The 15,194-nt window shown below is 76.9% G+C and carries 15 protein-coding genes; 4 read left to right on the forward strand and 11 right to left on the reverse strand.

Annotation, left to right across the window (positions count from 1 at the left end):
- Positions 1–56: 56 nt before the first annotated feature.
- On the forward strand, positions 57–554 hold the full coding sequence (locus ACH5AR_RS09420) for an Lrp/AsnC family transcriptional regulator (protein WP_396300770.1): 498 nt from the start codon (positions 57–59) through the stop codon (positions 552–554).
- Here the strand turns inward: ACH5AR_RS09420 and ACH5AR_RS09425 are convergent.
- A complete protein-coding gene (locus ACH5AR_RS09425) occupies positions 538–996 on the reverse strand; it encodes a GNAT family N-acetyltransferase (protein ID WP_396300771.1) in 459 nt (152 codons plus the stop codon). The two genes, ACH5AR_RS09420 and ACH5AR_RS09425, sit on opposite strands and share 17 nt — an antisense overlap.
- A 203-nt stretch (positions 997–1,199) precedes the next feature.
- Here ACH5AR_RS09425 and ACH5AR_RS09430 point away from each other — a divergent pair, with 203 nt between their 5' ends.
- On the forward strand, positions 1,200–1,613 hold the full coding sequence (locus ACH5AR_RS09430) for a GNAT family N-acetyltransferase (RefSeq protein WP_396300772.1): 414 nt from the start codon (positions 1,200–1,202) through the stop codon (positions 1,611–1,613).
- A 117-nt stretch (positions 1,614–1,730) separates the two neighbouring features.
- Here ACH5AR_RS09430 and lanL read toward each other — a convergent pair whose 3' ends face one another.
- From lanL to ACH5AR_RS09465, 7 genes are all read right to left on the reverse strand, one after another.
- The gene (gene lanL / locus ACH5AR_RS09435; protein ID WP_396300773.1) at positions 1,731–4,304 is read right to left on the reverse strand and encodes a class IV lanthionine synthetase LanL; all 2,574 of its coding nucleotides are present in this window, start codon (positions 4,302–4,304) and stop codon (positions 1,731–1,733) included.
- Between the two features lie 43 nt (positions 4,305–4,347).
- Positions 4,348–4,503 carry an SflA family class IV lanthipeptide gene (locus ACH5AR_RS09440; protein ID WP_396300774.1) on the reverse strand — a complete coding sequence of 52 codons (156 nt, stop codon included), beginning with the start codon at positions 4,501–4,503 and terminating at the stop codon, positions 4,348–4,350.
- A 270-nt stretch (positions 4,504–4,773) separates the two neighbouring features.
- The gene (locus ACH5AR_RS09445; RefSeq protein ID WP_396300775.1) at positions 4,774–5,685 is read right to left on the reverse strand and encodes a phytoene/squalene synthase family protein; all 912 of its coding nucleotides are present in this window, start codon (positions 5,683–5,685) and stop codon (positions 4,774–4,776) included.
- A gap of 87 nt (positions 5,686–5,772) precedes the next feature.
- Positions 5,773–6,318, reverse strand: coding sequence for a hypothetical protein (locus ACH5AR_RS09450; RefSeq protein ID WP_396300776.1), 546 nt, complete (start codon positions 6,316–6,318; stop codon positions 5,773–5,775).
- A 137-nt stretch (positions 6,319–6,455) separates the two neighbouring features.
- Positions 6,456–7,694 (reverse strand): styrene monooxygenase/indole monooxygenase family protein, encoded by a 1,239-nt coding sequence (locus ACH5AR_RS09455; protein WP_396300777.1) that lies wholly within the window; start codon positions 7,692–7,694, stop codon positions 6,456–6,458.
- Between the two features lie 155 nt (positions 7,695–7,849).
- Positions 7,850–8,500, reverse strand: coding sequence for a pyridoxamine 5'-phosphate oxidase family protein (locus tag ACH5AR_RS09460; RefSeq protein WP_396300778.1), 651 nt, complete (start codon positions 8,498–8,500; stop codon positions 7,850–7,852).
- Between the two features lie 182 nt (positions 8,501–8,682).
- The gene (locus ACH5AR_RS09465; RefSeq protein ID WP_396300779.1) at positions 8,683–9,876 is read right to left on the reverse strand and encodes an MFS transporter; all 1,194 of its coding nucleotides are present in this window, start codon (positions 9,874–9,876) and stop codon (positions 8,683–8,685) included.
- Positions 9,877–10,064: 188 nt separating this feature from the next.
- On the opposite strand from ACH5AR_RS09465, the gene ACH5AR_RS09470 reads away from it, so the two are divergent.
- Positions 10,065–11,429: an FAD-dependent oxidoreductase gene (locus ACH5AR_RS09470; RefSeq protein ID WP_396300780.1), complete on the forward strand. Its 1,365-nt coding sequence runs from the start codon at positions 10,065–10,067 to the stop codon at positions 11,427–11,429.
- Between the two features lie 45 nt (positions 11,430–11,474).
- Here ACH5AR_RS09470 and ACH5AR_RS09475 read toward each other — a convergent pair whose 3' ends face one another.
- From ACH5AR_RS09475 to ACH5AR_RS09485, 3 genes are all read right to left on the reverse strand, one after another.
- Entirely contained in the window at positions 11,475–12,095 is a 621-nt protein-coding gene (locus tag ACH5AR_RS09475; protein WP_396300781.1) for a TetR-like C-terminal domain-containing protein, read from the reverse strand.
- A 635-nt stretch (positions 12,096–12,730) separates the two neighbouring features.
- On the reverse strand, positions 12,731–12,940 hold the full coding sequence (locus ACH5AR_RS09480) for a hypothetical protein (protein WP_396300782.1): 210 nt from the start codon (positions 12,938–12,940) through the stop codon (positions 12,731–12,733).
- Positions 12,941–13,292: 352 nt separating this feature from the next.
- Complete coding sequence (locus ACH5AR_RS09485) at positions 13,293–14,567, reverse strand: hypothetical protein (RefSeq protein ID WP_396300783.1); 1,275 nt, start codon at positions 14,565–14,567, stop codon at positions 13,293–13,295.
- A gap of 222 nt (positions 14,568–14,789) precedes the next feature.
- On the opposite strand from ACH5AR_RS09485, the gene ACH5AR_RS09490 reads away from it, so the two are divergent.
- Positions 14,790–15,179 (forward strand): DUF302 domain-containing protein, encoded by a 390-nt coding sequence (locus tag ACH5AR_RS09490; RefSeq protein WP_396300784.1) that lies wholly within the window; start codon positions 14,790–14,792, stop codon positions 15,177–15,179.
- The last annotated feature ends 15 nt before the right edge of the window (positions 15,180–15,194 follow it).

Genomic DNA, 15,194 nt, shown 5'->3' on the forward strand with positions numbered 1-15,194 from the left:
GGCAACCGACGGCGTGAAGCTGCGTCCACCGATGATTCACCGGTATTATCCGCCCCATGCCGAATAACGAACGGGTCAGCCTCGATATCACCGATGAGGCACTGATTGCCGAGCTGCAGCGGGACGGTCGCGCGAGCATCGCCGACCTCGCCCGCGCGGTCACGATGTCGCCGTCTGCCACCAGCGACCGGCTCCGGCGCCTGACGGACGCCGGTGTCATCACCGGCTACACCGCGACCCTCGACGCCGAGGCCCTCGGCTACACGATCACCGCGTTCGTCCGCCTCGCCTACCCTTCGGGGAACTACAAGCCCCTGCACGACCTGATCGACGCGACTCCCGAGGTCATCGAGGCGCACCACGTCACCGGCGACGACTGCTTCATCTTCAAGGTCCTCGCGCAGGGCATGCGCGACCTGGAGCGCATCACGGGCCGGCTGGCGACCCTGGGCTCGATCACCACGAGCGTCGTCTACTCCAGCCCGCTGCCGACCCGGCCCCTCACGCCGGCCCGTGCCCTCTCCGGGCCCGGGCCGCTCACAGCTCCCAGGTGAACCGCGCCTTCGTCGCGTCCCGTGCGCCGAGGCGCCGGTAGAAGCGGATCGCGTCCTCGTTCCCCACCGGCGTCTGCCACTGCAGCTCCCGCAGACCCCGCAGGCGGCACCGCTCCCGCACGGCGTCGACGAGCAGGCGCCCGACGTTGCGGCCCCGCTCCCCCGCACGGACGAACAGGCAGTCGAGGTGCCCGAACTCGCGGCCGCTCCACGTCGCGAGGTCCGTCGTCAGCGAGGCGTACCCCAGCGCGTCGTCGCCGTCGAACGCGACGAAGACCTCGACCCGCCCGGCAGCGCACGCCTGGTCGAGACGGTCCAGGACCTCGGCGACAGGGCCGCCCAAGGACGCCTCCTCGTACGCGGCGTGGGCGGCGAGCAGTCCCCCCAGTCCGTGGACGGCACTCGGCACGGGAACGCGACACACCGTGATCACAGTAGACATACGCCGAAGGCTACCCACCGGCCGCCGCCCGGGCCGGGACCGGTTCGACCAACGTCCCCGGTCAGGACACCGGTGCGCATCGGCCGACGTCCGGGCGGGTGGCGACTTCGCGCAGCCGCCGACCGGCGGCGTGCTCGCTCCGCGGGCGGCCCGGGCGCATGGCGGGGTGATCACGGCCGTGGCTGTGTGGCAGGCTGCTCCGCATGGTGATCAGTGACTCGCCGCAGGCCGGCGATGTGGTGTTGGCGGTGTGTCCCGATCTGACGGATGCCGAGCTCGACGAACTGTTCAGCGCGTCGTGGCCGGCTCACCGGTCGACCTCCTTCGCGCCGGTGCTGGCCCGCAGCCTGGCCTGGATCGCAGCGCGTCGAGGGAGCCGGCTGGTCGGATTCGTCAACGTCGCCGGCGACGGCGGCGCGCACGCCTTCGTCCTGGACACGACCGTGCACCCGGACGAGCGCCGGCGGGGGCTCGGGCTGCGGCTGGTCGAGGCGGCTGCCGACGAGGCGAGGGCGCGCGGTGCCGAGTGGCTGCACGTCGACTACGAACCGCACCTGGAGTCCTTCTACGGCCGGTGCGGGTTCCGGCCGACCGCCGCCGGGCTCATGCGGCTGTGAGCGGGCCGCCTTCACGAACGTCCGCCGAACGGTACCGGTGGCCCGCCGGGGTGGAGCCGGGCCCCCGCCGACCAGTCGGGCGCGCCGCGCCCGCGGCCGGGTGCAGCAGGCGGCGGTTCAGGCCGGCGGCAGCAGCCCCGGGACGGTCCCGCCGCGACGGACCAGCCGGCGCAGGAAGGTGGTGACCCCCGGAGTGCCGACGGCCCAGGCCCGCGCCTGCGCGTCCGGCCGGCGGCCGGGCAGCAGCGGGCGGTCCGGCGGCCCGCCCGCGCGGGTGAGCAGCAGCCGTGCCAGGTCCTCGGCGGCGGCCCAGTACCGGGCCTCGCCGGTGGCCGCCGCGAGGTCGACGAAGAGCTCGCCGACGCCCGCCAGGCCGCAGCAGCGGAAGACCTGCGCGGTCCGCGGGGCGAGCGTGCGGCAGGTGCCGGCGGCCTCGGCGGCGAGCGCGAGCAGCGCGTCGTCGCCATACTGCCGGCCGGCCTGCACCAGCAGGGTGCCGAGCCCGGCCAGGCCCCGGCACCAGGCGAGGTAACGGCGGGTCGCCCCGGGTGCGCGGGCGGCGGCCAGGATGCCCGGGAGGTCGGCGGCGAGGCCGTCCACGATCGCCCGGGCGGCCTGCCGGGACGCCGCATCGGGCATCGCGAGCAGGAAGTGGGCGACGCCGGCGCGGCCGTGTGCGAAGCCCTCGGCGAGGGCCGCGGTGCCGGGGTTGGGCTCCTCGCCGAGGTCGTCCAGCGGGTGCCCGGCCAGCGCGGCGGCGCAGTCTTCCGCCGCGGCGCGGTGGGCGGCGGCGGCCGGGCCGCCGAGCGCGGCGAGCAGCAGGTGCGCGGTGCCCGTTCCGGCCGTGCCGGCGATCTGGTCCACGCCGGTGCCCCGGTACCGGCGGGGCCGCGGGGGCTCGGTGCCCAGCCCGGCGGCGGCCTCGGCGAGGAAGAGGTCGACGCCGGCCCGGCCCTGGTAGAGCGAGCCGTCCAGCCGGTCGAGGGCGGGGTGGGCGGCCGTCCAGGCGGCCAGGTCGGCGGCGGCTGACGCGGCGTCCGGGCGGTCCGGGTGCCGGAGCAGTTCGAGGCCGAGGCCGGCGGCGCCGTCGTACAGCGAGAGCAGGGTCCGGGGCCGCTCGGCGCCGGGATCGGCGGCCGTCAGCTCGCGGGCCATCCGGACGCAGGTGGTGACGGTGTGGTCGAACGCCTCGGCCACCGGGCTCCGCCGGGCCCGCGCGCGCCCCCGGCCCGCCCGGCCCGGCGGCGCGTCCTCGCGCAGGCGCGCCGCCGCCGCCGCGCGCCGGGCCGGGTCGAAGCTCAGCAGGTCCTCGACCAGCAGCGCCGCCGGGTGCCCGGGCTCCGGGAGGGCGGCGCGCAGGCAGGCCAGCGTGCGGTCGCGGTTGGTCGCCGGGTCCGGGTCGATCACCACCGGGTCGAGCCCGGTGAGGGCGTGGTGGAGGGTGGCGCCCAGCGCGTAGTGGTCCTCGGTGGGGTCCTCCCCGGTGGCGCCCGGCAGGCCGTACCCGGCGGTGGCGCCCGGGGGCCGCCGGCCGGCCAGGGCGCTCACCCCGAAGTCGACCAGCGCGGGCCGACCGTCCGGGGCGAGCACCACGTTCGCGGGCTTGAGGTCGCAGACCACCACGCCGCGCGCGTGCACCGCGTCCAGCACCCGCAGCAGCCGGCGCGCCAGCGTCCACCCGTCGCGGCCGCCCGCGGCGCCGGGGTCGGCGTCGTACGGGCCGGCGGTGAGCACCGCGCGGCGCAGGTCCGTCCGCCCGCAGTCGGTGCTGACCAGGTACTCGTCGGTGCCGTGCCGGAAGTAGTCGACCGCCGCGGGTACGCCGGGGATGCCGGCCAGCGCGTCGAGCACCCGCCGCTCGTGCCGCAGCCGGCCGCGGGCGTCGACGCCCGCGCCGTCCTCGGCGGCGAACGCCCGGGCCTGCTTGACCACCACCGCGCGGCCGGTGGCGAGTTGGACGGCGCGGTAGACGTGGCCGCCGGGGGTGCGGGTGATGCCGGCGGTGATCCGGTAGCGGCCGGCGCCGATCCGGGTGGTCGCCGGACGGGCGGCGGCGCCGGATGCCTCGAACGGGTCGTCCGCCCAGGGCGGGCGGCGGTAGCGGGCCTCGGCGAGGCCGGGGAAGCGCGAGCCGTCCGGGCCGGCCATGCCGGCCTGCGCCTCGTCGTCGGTGACCCGGAACGGGCCGTAGCGGTAGTACATCGGCGCGTCCGGCCGCAGGCGGCGGTCACTGACCACGGCGGGGCCCTCCCGCCCGGCCAGCGCCTGCGCCAACTCCAGGCCGAGCGCCCGGACTTCCTCCGGCCGGGGGTAGACCGTCACGGCCTTGCCGACGGCCGCGGCACCGTGCCGGCCGCTGTTGAGCTCCCGCAGCGCCGCCTGGTCCACCGCGAACTTCAGGTCGCAGACCCGGCCGAGCAGGATCGGCAGCGCCGTGTCCAGCAGCGCCGCGAAGCCCTCCGGGCGGGCGGACAGGTGGAGCTTCCAGCCGTGAGCGAGCTCCGGCATCCGCGCGTCCCGCAGGTACCACCACCGGCCGTCGGTGCGCAGCGGGTGGCGCGGGCCGGGCGCGCGGGCGGCCGACTCGTCGACCCTGCGCCGCAGTTGCTCCCGGGTTTCGTCCCGGGCGTCGTCCCGGGGCAGGGCCGGTCGGCGGGCCGCGGCGGAACCGGGGTCGGGCGGTGCGCTCATCGTTGCGTCCTCCCCCGGTCCGCGCGGTCGGGATCCGGCCGGATCAGGAGTTGAACTCACAGGGGAAGCGGGTCGGGACGTAGGTCACCCACGGGTCGGCGAGGCAGGCGACGGGGGTGAGGTCGGCGTCCAGCTCGTCCTCGAAGACGATGGCCTCCTCGTCGATCTCCAGCGGGCCGGCGTCGCGGATGTCGGTCACCAGGGCACTCAATGGGTCCTCCCAATGATTGGTGTCGTTGGCTCCTACGAGCTGAGCGGGCTCATGCTAGCCAGGCCGTCCGACCCGGGACAGAGCGCTGACACGACCGCCGGATCGCCTACGACAAAGGGAGGTTCCGCTTGTGGACGCCGTGCACACCGTGGAGGCCGCCAACGCCGTGGAGGCCGCCCACGCCGTGGAAGCCGCCAACGCCGTGGAGGCCGGCAACGCCGTGGACACCGGCCGTCCCCGCCCGCGCGGCACCGCCGGTCAGCCGCGCAGGCGCCGGGCCCGGAGGTACTCGCGGGCCACCAGGCGCAGCGCGGCGGGCTTGGCCGGGCTCGCCGAGCGGCGCAGCAGGGCGCCGAGGTCGGCGCGGGCGGCGGCGCTGGTGAGCTCCTCCACCCCGACGATGCAGCGCACCATCGGCCGGTGGGCGGGCGGCACCAGGTCGATCACGGCCCGGCCCTCGGCGAGGGCGCGGTCGGCCCGGTCCAGCTGGTCGGCGAGCAGCGCCCGGACGGCGGGCAGGTCGCGGGCCTGCTCCAGGTCGGCGCGGGTGACGCCGTGCTCCGCGAGGGTCTGCGCGGGGATCGTGAGCCGGCCCTCGGCGAGGTCCTCGGCGAGGTCGTTGACGAAGTCGAGCCGCTGGCTGCCGTCGATGAAGGTGCGGCAGGCGGCGCGGTAGTCGCGCTGGTCGCCGTCCGGGCCGATCACCGCGGCGACCACCATGAAGCCGGGCAGCGAGTACCCGTCGACGTAGGCCTGGTGGTCCTGCTCGGTGGCGAACCCGGTGAAGTCCAGGTCGACGCCGGCCGCGGCGAGGAACTCCGGCACCCGGCTGCGCAGCACCGGGTGGGCGTCGGCGCTGTGCAGCAGCGGGCGCAGCTCGGGGTCGTCGGTGCGGCCGGTGGCGAGGCAGTCGGCGACCTGCCGCTGCCAGCGGGCGCAGGCCTCCCGGCGCTCGGCGAGCGGGCCGCTGTCGAGCAGGGTGTCGGTGCGGTGCATGAAGGCGGCGGCGGCGATCACGTGCGGGACCGTCCGGGCGGGCAGCAGCAGGCCGGCGGCGAGCGCGACCTCCCGCCGGTACCGGAGGACCTGCTCCCGCTGCCGCCCGTAGTCGGCCCGCAGCCCGGGCTCCCGCACCCCGGCCGCGTCCAGCGCCCGCTCCCACCTGCCCACGCGGTCCGTCCCCTCGTTCGTTCGACGGGCCGAGCGTAGTCGGTGGGGGCGGGCCGGCCCGCCCCGGCCCCTCCGCTGCGCCGCAGGTCAGCGCGGACGGATCGCGCAGAAGCCGCAGGCCGGGGTGCAGAGGGTGACGATGCCGCTGTAGCGGTGGGTGGTGCGGCCCCGGGTGACACTGTGCGTGGCGCGCTTCTCCCGCAGGTTGGGCTCCCGGCAGCGCGGGCAGGCGGCGGCGACCGGCGCGCCCCAGGGCCGGCCGGGGTTGAGCCTGGCGACGCAGACGGCCATCAGCACGGCGGCCACGCCCGCACCGCCCAAGCCGACCACCCGCCACACGCCGCTCCCGGACTCCCTGCGGTCGATCATCTCGTCGTAGGAGTAGACGCCCCCTCCGCCGCGGGTCGACCAGATCCGGCACTGATCGTGCGGGGTCATGGTCGTGCCGTTGCAGGTCGGGGCGGTGTCCGGGTCCGCCTTGCCGACCACCAGGGCCAGGAAGAAGCCGAGCGCGATCAGCAGGCCGAACACCACCACGGCGACGGTCCGGCTGCGGCCGGTGTGCAGCCGTCTGCGCTCGTTGTACGCCGAGTCGATCACAGCCTGGGCCATGGCGCCCCCGTCGACCGTCACTGCTCTGCTCCCGCTGTCCGCGCCGCTCGCCCGGCCCGTGGGTCCGGGCCGGGGCCCCTCGACGGGGGCAAGCAGAACCCACCACGAACGACGCACGTCCGTACGGGACTTGGCCGAGTCCTGACCTGCCGGTCGGGTCAGCCGCCCGCCGCGGCCGAGGCGAGGTAGGCGGCGGCCTTCGCCGGGTCGAAGTACCACGCCTCCAGGTCGGCCGGATCGTCGAAGGCGTTGGCGAACCGGTGGGCGACGGCGGGCAGTTCGCCACCGGCGCCGATCAGTTCCAGGACGTGCGGGGGCGGGCCGGCGAGCAGTTCGTTGCTCCAGGCGGTGGAGGGGGCGGCGATCCGCCAGAACCCGTCGAAGGCCGCCTGCTGGAAGGCCCGGTCGAAGGGCTTCTCCCCGTGGGCGAGGATCGCCGCCAGGTAGGAGGCGGCGCACTTGGCGGCGTTGTTGGACCCCTGGCCGGCGATCGGGTCGTTGAGGACCACCACGTCGGCGACGCCCAGCACCGTGGCGCCGTCGGGCAGTTCGCCGACCGGGCGGCGCACCGCCGGGGTGAAGCGGCCGGCCAGGGTGGCTCGGGCGTCGGTGAGTTCGACGCCGGAACGGGTGCGGTCGTACTCCCAGGGGGTGAACGTCTTCATCAACTCCAGTGTCACCCGCAGGTGTTCGGCCGGGTCCCGGATCCCGTCGAAGGCGTCCGCCGGGCCGCCGGGCAGGGCCTCCCAGACCACGGCGTCGCACGGGCCGGCCTCGGTCAGCGCCGGGACGATGAAGAGCTCCCCGACGCCCGGCACCAGGTTGCAGCGCACCGCCGGGTAGTCGTGCTCGGGGCGCGGCCCGAGCCCGTGCAGGTAGCTGGCGGCCAGCGCGCGCTGCGGCCGCTCGTACGGGGAGCGCTCGTGGTCGCGCTCGAACAGCGAGGCCAGCGTGCCCTTCCCGGAGGCGACCAGCACCAGGTCGTAGGAGCCGGCCAGGTTCTGCAGGTCGGCCGCGGTCACCCGGCGCAGCTCGACCCGGCCGCCGCGCTCGGCGAACAGCTCCAGCCAGGTGGACATCTTCAGCCGCTGGTCGACGGACTGGGCGTAGCCGTCCAGCCGCCCGACCCAGTCGACGGCCCGCCGCGCGTCCGGCCCGGGGAGCGACACCCCGAGGCCCTCGATCCGCGGCGCGAGGTCCGCCCACAGGTCCAGGCCGAGGGCCCGCTCGGTGCGCAGCGCGGAGTCGAACATGCACTGGCTGGACATCACCCGCCCGCCGCGCACCTCCTCCGGGCCGCGGTCGGTCAGCACCGTCACGTCGTAGCCGTGGGCCTGGAGCCCCAGAGCCAGTTGGAGCCCGGCCTGCCCGGCGCCGACGATCAGAATTCTGCGCATCGCCCCTGCTCTCCTGCTGGTACGTCGCGGACGGCGGCCTGGACGGCCCGGCCGCCTGCGGCCTGCTTACCAGTCCTCGCGGCGCCCGTCCACGGGCCGTACCGGGGCGCCGGGAGCGGGTGCGCGGGAGGGGCGCGCGGGGGCGGGCGGAGGCCTCAGCCGGTGACCAGCCGCCGCCCGCTGATCTCCTCCGGACGGATCCGCACCCAGCACGGCCGCGCCCCGCCCGCCCAGGGCGCGGCGCCGGGCAGGCCGGCCAGCCGCTCCAGCTCGGCGGGGTCGTGCACGTAGTGCGCCGGGCCGAGCGCCAGCACGCTCCAACCGCGGCCGAGGTACTCGTCGACGTGGTCGACCTGGAAGGAGACCGCGGCGCCCTCCTCCGGGGCGGCGGCACCGTGCTCGCCGGTGCGGAAGGCGAAGGAGCCGTCGTCGACCACGTAGTTGACCGGCAGCACCACGGGCCCCGGCTCGACCGGCAGGGCGATCCGGCCGATGCCGTGGCCGCCGACCAGCTCCCAGCACTCCGGCTCGGTGAGGTCGAGCAGCCGGGGGCGCGGCCCGGGGCCGCCCTGGCCGGGCGGGGCGTCGGCGCGTCCGGACACCAGCTCGCCGGGGGTGCTGTCGAGGGCGGCGGCGATCCGCACGAAGCCCGGCGGGTCGAAGCCGGGCCCGGCGTCCAGCAGGCACCGCAGGTAGCGGGGAGCCATCGCGGCCCGGTTGGCCAGTGCCTCCTCGCTCATGCCCAGCCGCTCGCGCCGTTCGGCGATCCGACGGGCCACGGCGGCGGGGTCGGGGGTGTCGTGCACGGTGGTGACTCCTCGGCTGGCCGGGGGCCTTCTGGCCGCGTCCGGGCGGTGACCAGGACGCAGCCATCCAAGCGCCCGGCCGGTGGCAAGTCGAGCAACAGCAGGGCGCCGTGCGTGTCGGTACCCTCCCGCGGGAGTGACGGCCCGGCCCTGCTCCGACCGCGCCGCGACCTCCTGGGAGGTCATCCTCCGGCCCGCGTCCGCTCCGCGCGCCCCCGGTCCAGCCGGGCCGGGACGAGCGCGGCGAGCATCACCGCCGCGGTGAGCACGAAGGCCCACGGATAGCCCGTCCGGCCCGCGACCGCTCCGAAGGCGACGGCGCCGACCCCCATGCCCCCGTCGAAGGCGACGTTCCACAGCGCCGTCACGGTGCCGTACCCGGTCGGCGGCACCCGGGCGTACATCAGCGACAGCGTCGCGTTCTGGGTGGCGCCGAAGCCCGCTCCGAACACCACCGCCCCCGCCACCACCGCGGCCGGGCTGCCCGTCGAGGCCAGCAGGAGCACCCCGGCCACCGAGACCAGCAGGCCGGGCACCACCAGCCCGGCCGAACCGCGCCGGTCCCCGTGCCGCCCGGCCAGCCAGCGGGTCGCCGTCGCGGCCGCCGGCTGGACCAGCAGCGCCACCGCCACCGCCGTGGCGGACGGCACGGCGAGCGGCAGGAAGGTGACCAGGACCCCGGCCGCGAGCGCCGTCGCCCCGAACACCAGGGACGGCCGCAGCAGCGCGCCGCTGCGCAGCCCCTCCCGCAGCCCCACCGCCGGCCCGGCCGCGCCGGTGCGGTCCGGCAGCGCCGGGACGGACCCGACCGCGACCAGCGGCGCCGCCGCACCGATCGCGAACACCCAGCTCCAGCCCACGTGCTGGGCCAGCCAGACGCCGAGCGGCTGACCGGCCAGGGCGGTCAGCCCGGAGACCAGCCCGACCAGGGCGAGCCCCTCGCCACGCCGTTCGGCCGGGATCAGCGCGGCGGTCAGCGCCCCGCCGGCCACCAGCGCCGCGGCGAAACCGAGCCCGCGCAACAGGCTGACCGCCACCACCACCGCCATGCCGCCGCTCCAGACGAGCACCAGCGTGGGCGCGCCCAGCAGCACCAGCCCGACCGCCAGCACCGGGCGGTGGCCGAACCGGGCGGCCAGCGACGGGGTGGCCAGCTCGCCGACGACGGTGGCCAGCATCAGCGCACCGGTGGCCAGTCCCGCGGCGTGCCCGCCGCCGCCGGACTCCTGGGCGTACAGCGGGACGGCGGAGAGCAGCAGGTTGAACCCGGTGGTGCAGCCGAACAGGGAGACGAGGCGCAGCAGCAGCGCCCTCGTCACCAGCGGCGGCCGGGAGCGACCGGGGCCCGCCGCCGCGGAGTCGAGGGTCGTGGTCACCCGGCGACGCTACCGGCCCGCACCCGGCCTGCGGTAGGCCGCGTTCCGGCCGTCCCCACCCGCCCCGGGCCATAGGCGGACTCTATGGCCCCATAGATCACCCCGGCCTACTTCCCAGGTCATCCGTAGGGTTTGCTACAAAGGTTCAGACCACGTTTGCATCGCGCCCGACCGGAGGACCACTCGTCATGCCCCGCCCGATCCGAGTCGCGATCGTCGGAGCCGGCCCCGCCGGCATCTACGCCGCGGACGCCCTGCTGAAGTCCGACGCCGCCCGGGAGCCCGGTGTCTCGATCGACCTGTTCGAGCGGATGCCCGCCCCGTTCGGGCTGATCCGCTACGGGGTCGCCCCCGACCACCCGCGCATCAAGGGCATCGTCACGGCCCTGCACCAGGTCCTCGACAAGCCCCAGGTCCGACTGTTCGGCAACGTCGACTACCCCGGCGACCTCGGCCTGGACGACCTGCACCGCTTCTACGACGCCGTGGTCTTCTCCACCGGCGCGATGGCCGACCGCGCGCTGGACATACCCGGCATCCACCTCGACGGCTCCTACGGCGCGGCCGACTTCGTCTCCTGGTACGACGGCCACCCCGACGTGCCCCGGACCTGGCCGCTGGAGGCCGAGAAGGTCGCCGTGCTGGGCGTCGGCAACGTCGCCCTGGACGTCGCCCGGATCCTCGCCAAGACCGCCGACGAGCTGCTGCCCACCGAGATCCCGCCGAACGTCTACGAGGGCCTGAAGCGCAACCGGGCCGTGGAGGTGCACGTCTTCGGCCGCCGGGGCCCCGCCCAGGCCAAGTTCAGCCCGATGGAGCTGCGCGAGCTGGACCACTCCCCCACCATCGAGGTGATCGTCGCCCCCGAGGACATCGAGTACGACGAGGGCTCGATCGCCGAGCGCCGCGCGGTCAAGCACGTCGACCTGGTCGCCTCGACGCTGGAGAACTGGGCGATCCGCGACGTCGGCGACCGCCCGCACCGGGTGTACCTGCACTTCTTCGAGTCCCCGGTGGAGGTGCTCGGCGAGGACGGCCGGGTGGTCGGCCTGCGCACCGAGCGCACCGAGCTGGACGGCACCGGCAACGTGCGCGGCACCGGGAGCTTCACCGACTGGGACGTGCAGTCGGTCTACCGCGCCGTCGGCTACTACTCGGACGAGCTGCCCAAGCTGCCCTTCGACCCGGCCTCCGGCACCGTCCCGCACCGGGCCGGGCGGGTCCTGGACGGCGACGGCTCGCACCGCCCCGCCACGTACGTCACCGGCTGGATCAAGCGCGGCCCGGTCGGCCTGATCGGCCACACCAAGGGCGACGCCAACGAGACCGTCGCCTGCCTGCTGGAGGACCACGCCGCCGACCGCCTGCCCGGTGCCGTCGAGCCGGACCCGGCGGCCGTCGAGGAGCACCTGCGCGCGCAGGGCGTGCGCTTCACCACCTGGGACGGCTGGAAGCTGCTGGACGCCCACGAGCGCGCGCTCGGCGAGGCCGAGCAGCGCGAGCGGGTCAAGGTCGTCGAGCGCGAGGACATGCTCCGCCACAGCGGGGCCTGAGCCCCGGCTGCCCGCCGCCGGCCGTCCGCCCCGGGGCCGCCCCGCTCAGGGGCGGACGACCGGCAGCAGCAGCTCGTCCACGATCTCGGCCGGATCGAGCTGCACCACGTCCCCGCCGCACATCTTGATCCGGTACAGCATCAGCGCCGGCACCAGGTCGGTGACCAGCGGGGTGACGGCCCCGGCGCGGACCTCGCCGCGCGCGGCGCCGCGGTCCAGCACCTCGGCGATCAGCGCCGTGGTCGGCTCGACCACCCGCTCCAGCACGATCTCCACGAAGGCGCGCGCCCGCTGGTGGTCGAGCTCGCTCATGACGGCCCGCACCGCCGCGCCCAGCTCGCTGAACATCGCGGCACGCAGCCTGGTGACCACCTCCAGCAGGTCCCCGCGCAGGCTGCCGGTGTCGGGGGCCGGGCCGGAGGGCGGCAGGCTGGCCCGCAGCGCGTCCTTGACCAGCTCCTCCTTGGAGGACCAGCGCCGGTAGAGCGCGGCCTTGCCGGTCTGCGCGGCGGCGGCCACCCCCTCCATGGTCAGCCGGGCGTAGCCGTCGGTGGTGAGCTGCTGGAGGACCGCCTCGTAGATGGCGCTCTCCAGCGCCTCGCCGCGCCGCCGCAGCGGAGCGCCCGTCACCGGCCCGTGCCCGGCGTCCGTCGTCTCAGCGGTCATGGTCGTGCACCTTCTCCGATCGCCCTTCCTCGGTCCCCGCCGCTTCGCGCGCTCCGTGCGTCGCCCCGCGGCCCTTCGGGGAACTCCCTGGTCAGCCGCGTGCACGGGGCAGCGTGCCGCACCTCGCGGACATCGCCGGGACTACTGTCGATGTTAGTGAACGAACCCGTTCCCGCCGACACCCCGCCCCGCCGTGCCGCTCCCCGGCGCCTGGCCGGCGGGGCCCCCGGGCGTCGGCGGCCGGCCGCGGACCGCCGTTCCCGCGCAGGACGGGACCGGGAAGGGCCCGTGGCCCCAGGCGGCTGGGGCCGCCGACGGCGGTGGCATGGAGGGGCAGGTCCGAGCGGACCCGCCGGCGGAGACCCCCGTGGAGGATCCCGTGACCGACAGAACCACCGACGCGGCACGGGTGGCCGCCGGTGTCGCCGCGGTCTGCGCCGCGGTGAGCGTCGTCGCCGCCCTCCGGGCGTGCCGGGGCCCTGCCCCGGGCGCCGAGGGCACCGCCGGAACGGGGCGGAGCCGTCCCGGCGCCGGCCCCCGTTCCCTCTTCCGGCACCCCGTCCCGCCCCGGCCGCGCCCGTCGCGCCGGGGCCCTCCCTGTCACGCGCGCCGCCCTGCGGCCCCGCGACGGCCCGTCAACCGCTCGCGGGCCGGCACGGAAGCACCGCGTGCACCCTGGTCCCCTGCCGCAGGGCGTACACGGTGCAGCTGCCGCCGATCTCCGCGGCCCGCTCGGACACCGGCTGCGGCCCCACACCCGCGCTCGCCGACAGCCGGTGGCCCGGGCCCTGCCCGTCGTCCTCGACGTCGAGCTCCAGCCGGCCCCCGTCCACCCGGACGGACACCGCGGCACTGCTCGCCCGGGCGGGCCGTGCAGCACCACCCCGCCGACGACGGCGGACAGCCCGTAGCCGAGCACCACCAGGTCGTGCACCGGCACCCCGGGCGTGCCGAGGTGGCTCAGCACGTAGCCGACCCACAGGGCCCCGCCCGCCAGGCTCACGAGCGCGCACAGCCCGGCCGCGGCCCAGGTGCCGCTCCGCCGGAGCAGAGCGCGGCCCCCGTCGGACTCCTCGCGTGCCCTGTGCCGCCACGTCCGCCCTCTCGCCGCACGAGCCCCCGGACCCCTGAAGACTGCGCCGCCCGCTGTCCCGGGTGCACGGGGCAGCGGCCCCGGCCCCGCCCGCCGCCCGGCGCTCAGCCGTGCCCGGCCAGGGCAGCCCGCACCTGCGCCAGCAGCGCCGGGTGGTCCTCGCCGTACGTGACCACGGCCGCGTACACCGCGTCGATGGCGGCGCGCAGCGGGTCCGGCTCGGCCGCGCCGAACACGGCGGGCAGCGCCATGTGCGGCTGCGACATCCGCAGCCCGGGGTCGGGCGGGCCGAAGGTGAGGGTCGCCCCCCGGAAGCCCGCGCCCCCGGCGGGCGGCGCCGGGGGCGCGGGCTGCGGACCGGGCTCCGGCGGCGGCCCCGGGTGGGGCTGCGGCGCGTGGGGGTCCCGGTGCGGGGGCCGGAACAGTTCGCGCTCGGGCGGGACGGCCCTGCCGACCGTCCGGTCGGGCACCCGCCGGTCGGCAGCCAGGGCTTTCCAGGGCGTGGACAGCCCGTCGAAGGGCGGCGGCAGCGGGCGGTCCTCGTCCAGGGCGGCGAGCGCGGCGTCGATCCAGTCGAGCCCGGCGAGGCCGGCCGCGATGCAGGCCCGCCGGGCGGCGAACCGCGCCGTGGCGCGCTGGGCCCGGGGGCCGGCGTCGTCCAGGGCGTGCAGCAGCTGCGGATCGAAGGCCAGCAGCCCGCGGACGTTGCCCGACACCTTGCGCAGCGCCTCGCTCGGCCGCCGCCCGCCCCACTCCCACAGCTCGGCGGCGGCCCGGTTCTCCCGCTCGACGCGCTCCCGGGCGAGGCGGGCCCGCAGCTCCTCGGCCGCCCGCTCCTCGGGCGTGGGCGGCGGGGGCAGCTGCCGGGCGTACCCGTGCCAGTACGCCGCGTCCCGCGAGCCCTGCCGAAGGACGCGGTCCGGCGCGGGCGGGGCGGGCCAGAACTGGAGCAGATAGCGGTCCGCCGGAGGCTCGCCCTCCCCCCGGGTGTCGCTCCGCCGGCCCTCGTCCATGCCCCGGGCGCAGTAGCGCACCCGGTGGTCGGCCTCCGCGAGGTCCAGCTCCCAGGCACGGTGGCCACCCCACTCCACCAGCAGGCTCCGGGCCGAGGCCGGGCGGAACGACGCCTCCACCACGTCCTCCCAGACCTGGTCCAGCGGCGGGGCCTGGTCGTGGACCTCCACCGTGAAGCCGACTTGGCCGGTGTGCAGCCCGGTGGACAGCCAGAGCCGGCCGGGGACGGCCGCGCCGCACAGCCCGTTGCGCTGGCCGCCGAACGCCTCCGCGAGATCCGGCCCGTCGTCGTCGGGATCGCTCTCCACGTAGATCTGCCCGTAGTGGACCGACACCTCGCCGTCGACCGGCCTGCGCACCGTCACCACACCCTCCCCGGTGTCCCTCCGCCCCTCCCCGGGGCGGCACGGCCGATCCTAGGAACCGCCTCGGACAGTGCCCGGCGGGCAGCGGGGCCGGCCCGCCCGCGGTAGGAGCCTGGAGGCGGGCGCCGAGAGGCGGCCGGCCCGGGGCCCGCCGATACTGGGGCCTGTCGCCCGCCCGCGGACGGGCGCCCGGCGGCGGGGCTGCGATCCCCGGGAGGAACCATGGCGCAGTACGGCTTCGGCGTGCGGCTCGACCGGCCGTTCGCCCAGGCGGTGGAGGCGGTCACCGCCGCGCTCGGGGAGCAGGGCTTCGGCGTCCTGACCACCGTCGACGTCCGGGCGACGCTGCGCGAGAAGCTCGGCGTGGAGGTCGGGGACCACCTGATCCTCGGCGCCTGCAACCCCGCCCTCGCCCACCGCGCGCTGCGGGCGGACCCCCGGATCGGCCTGCTGCTGCCCTGCAACGTGGTGGTCCGGGCGGACGGCGACGCCACGGTGGTGGAGGCCGTCGACCCGCAGACCCTGGTCGCGCTGGCCGGGGACGCCCTGGCCGAGGTCGCCGACGAGGCGGCGCGCCGGCTGCGCGCCGCCCTCGACGCGCTGCGCGGATGAGGAGCGAGGAGCAGA

This window comes from Kitasatospora sp. NPDC018619 (assembly GCF_044391605.1).
Classification (GTDB): domain Bacteria; phylum Actinomycetota; class Actinomycetes; order Streptomycetales; family Streptomycetaceae; genus Kitasatospora.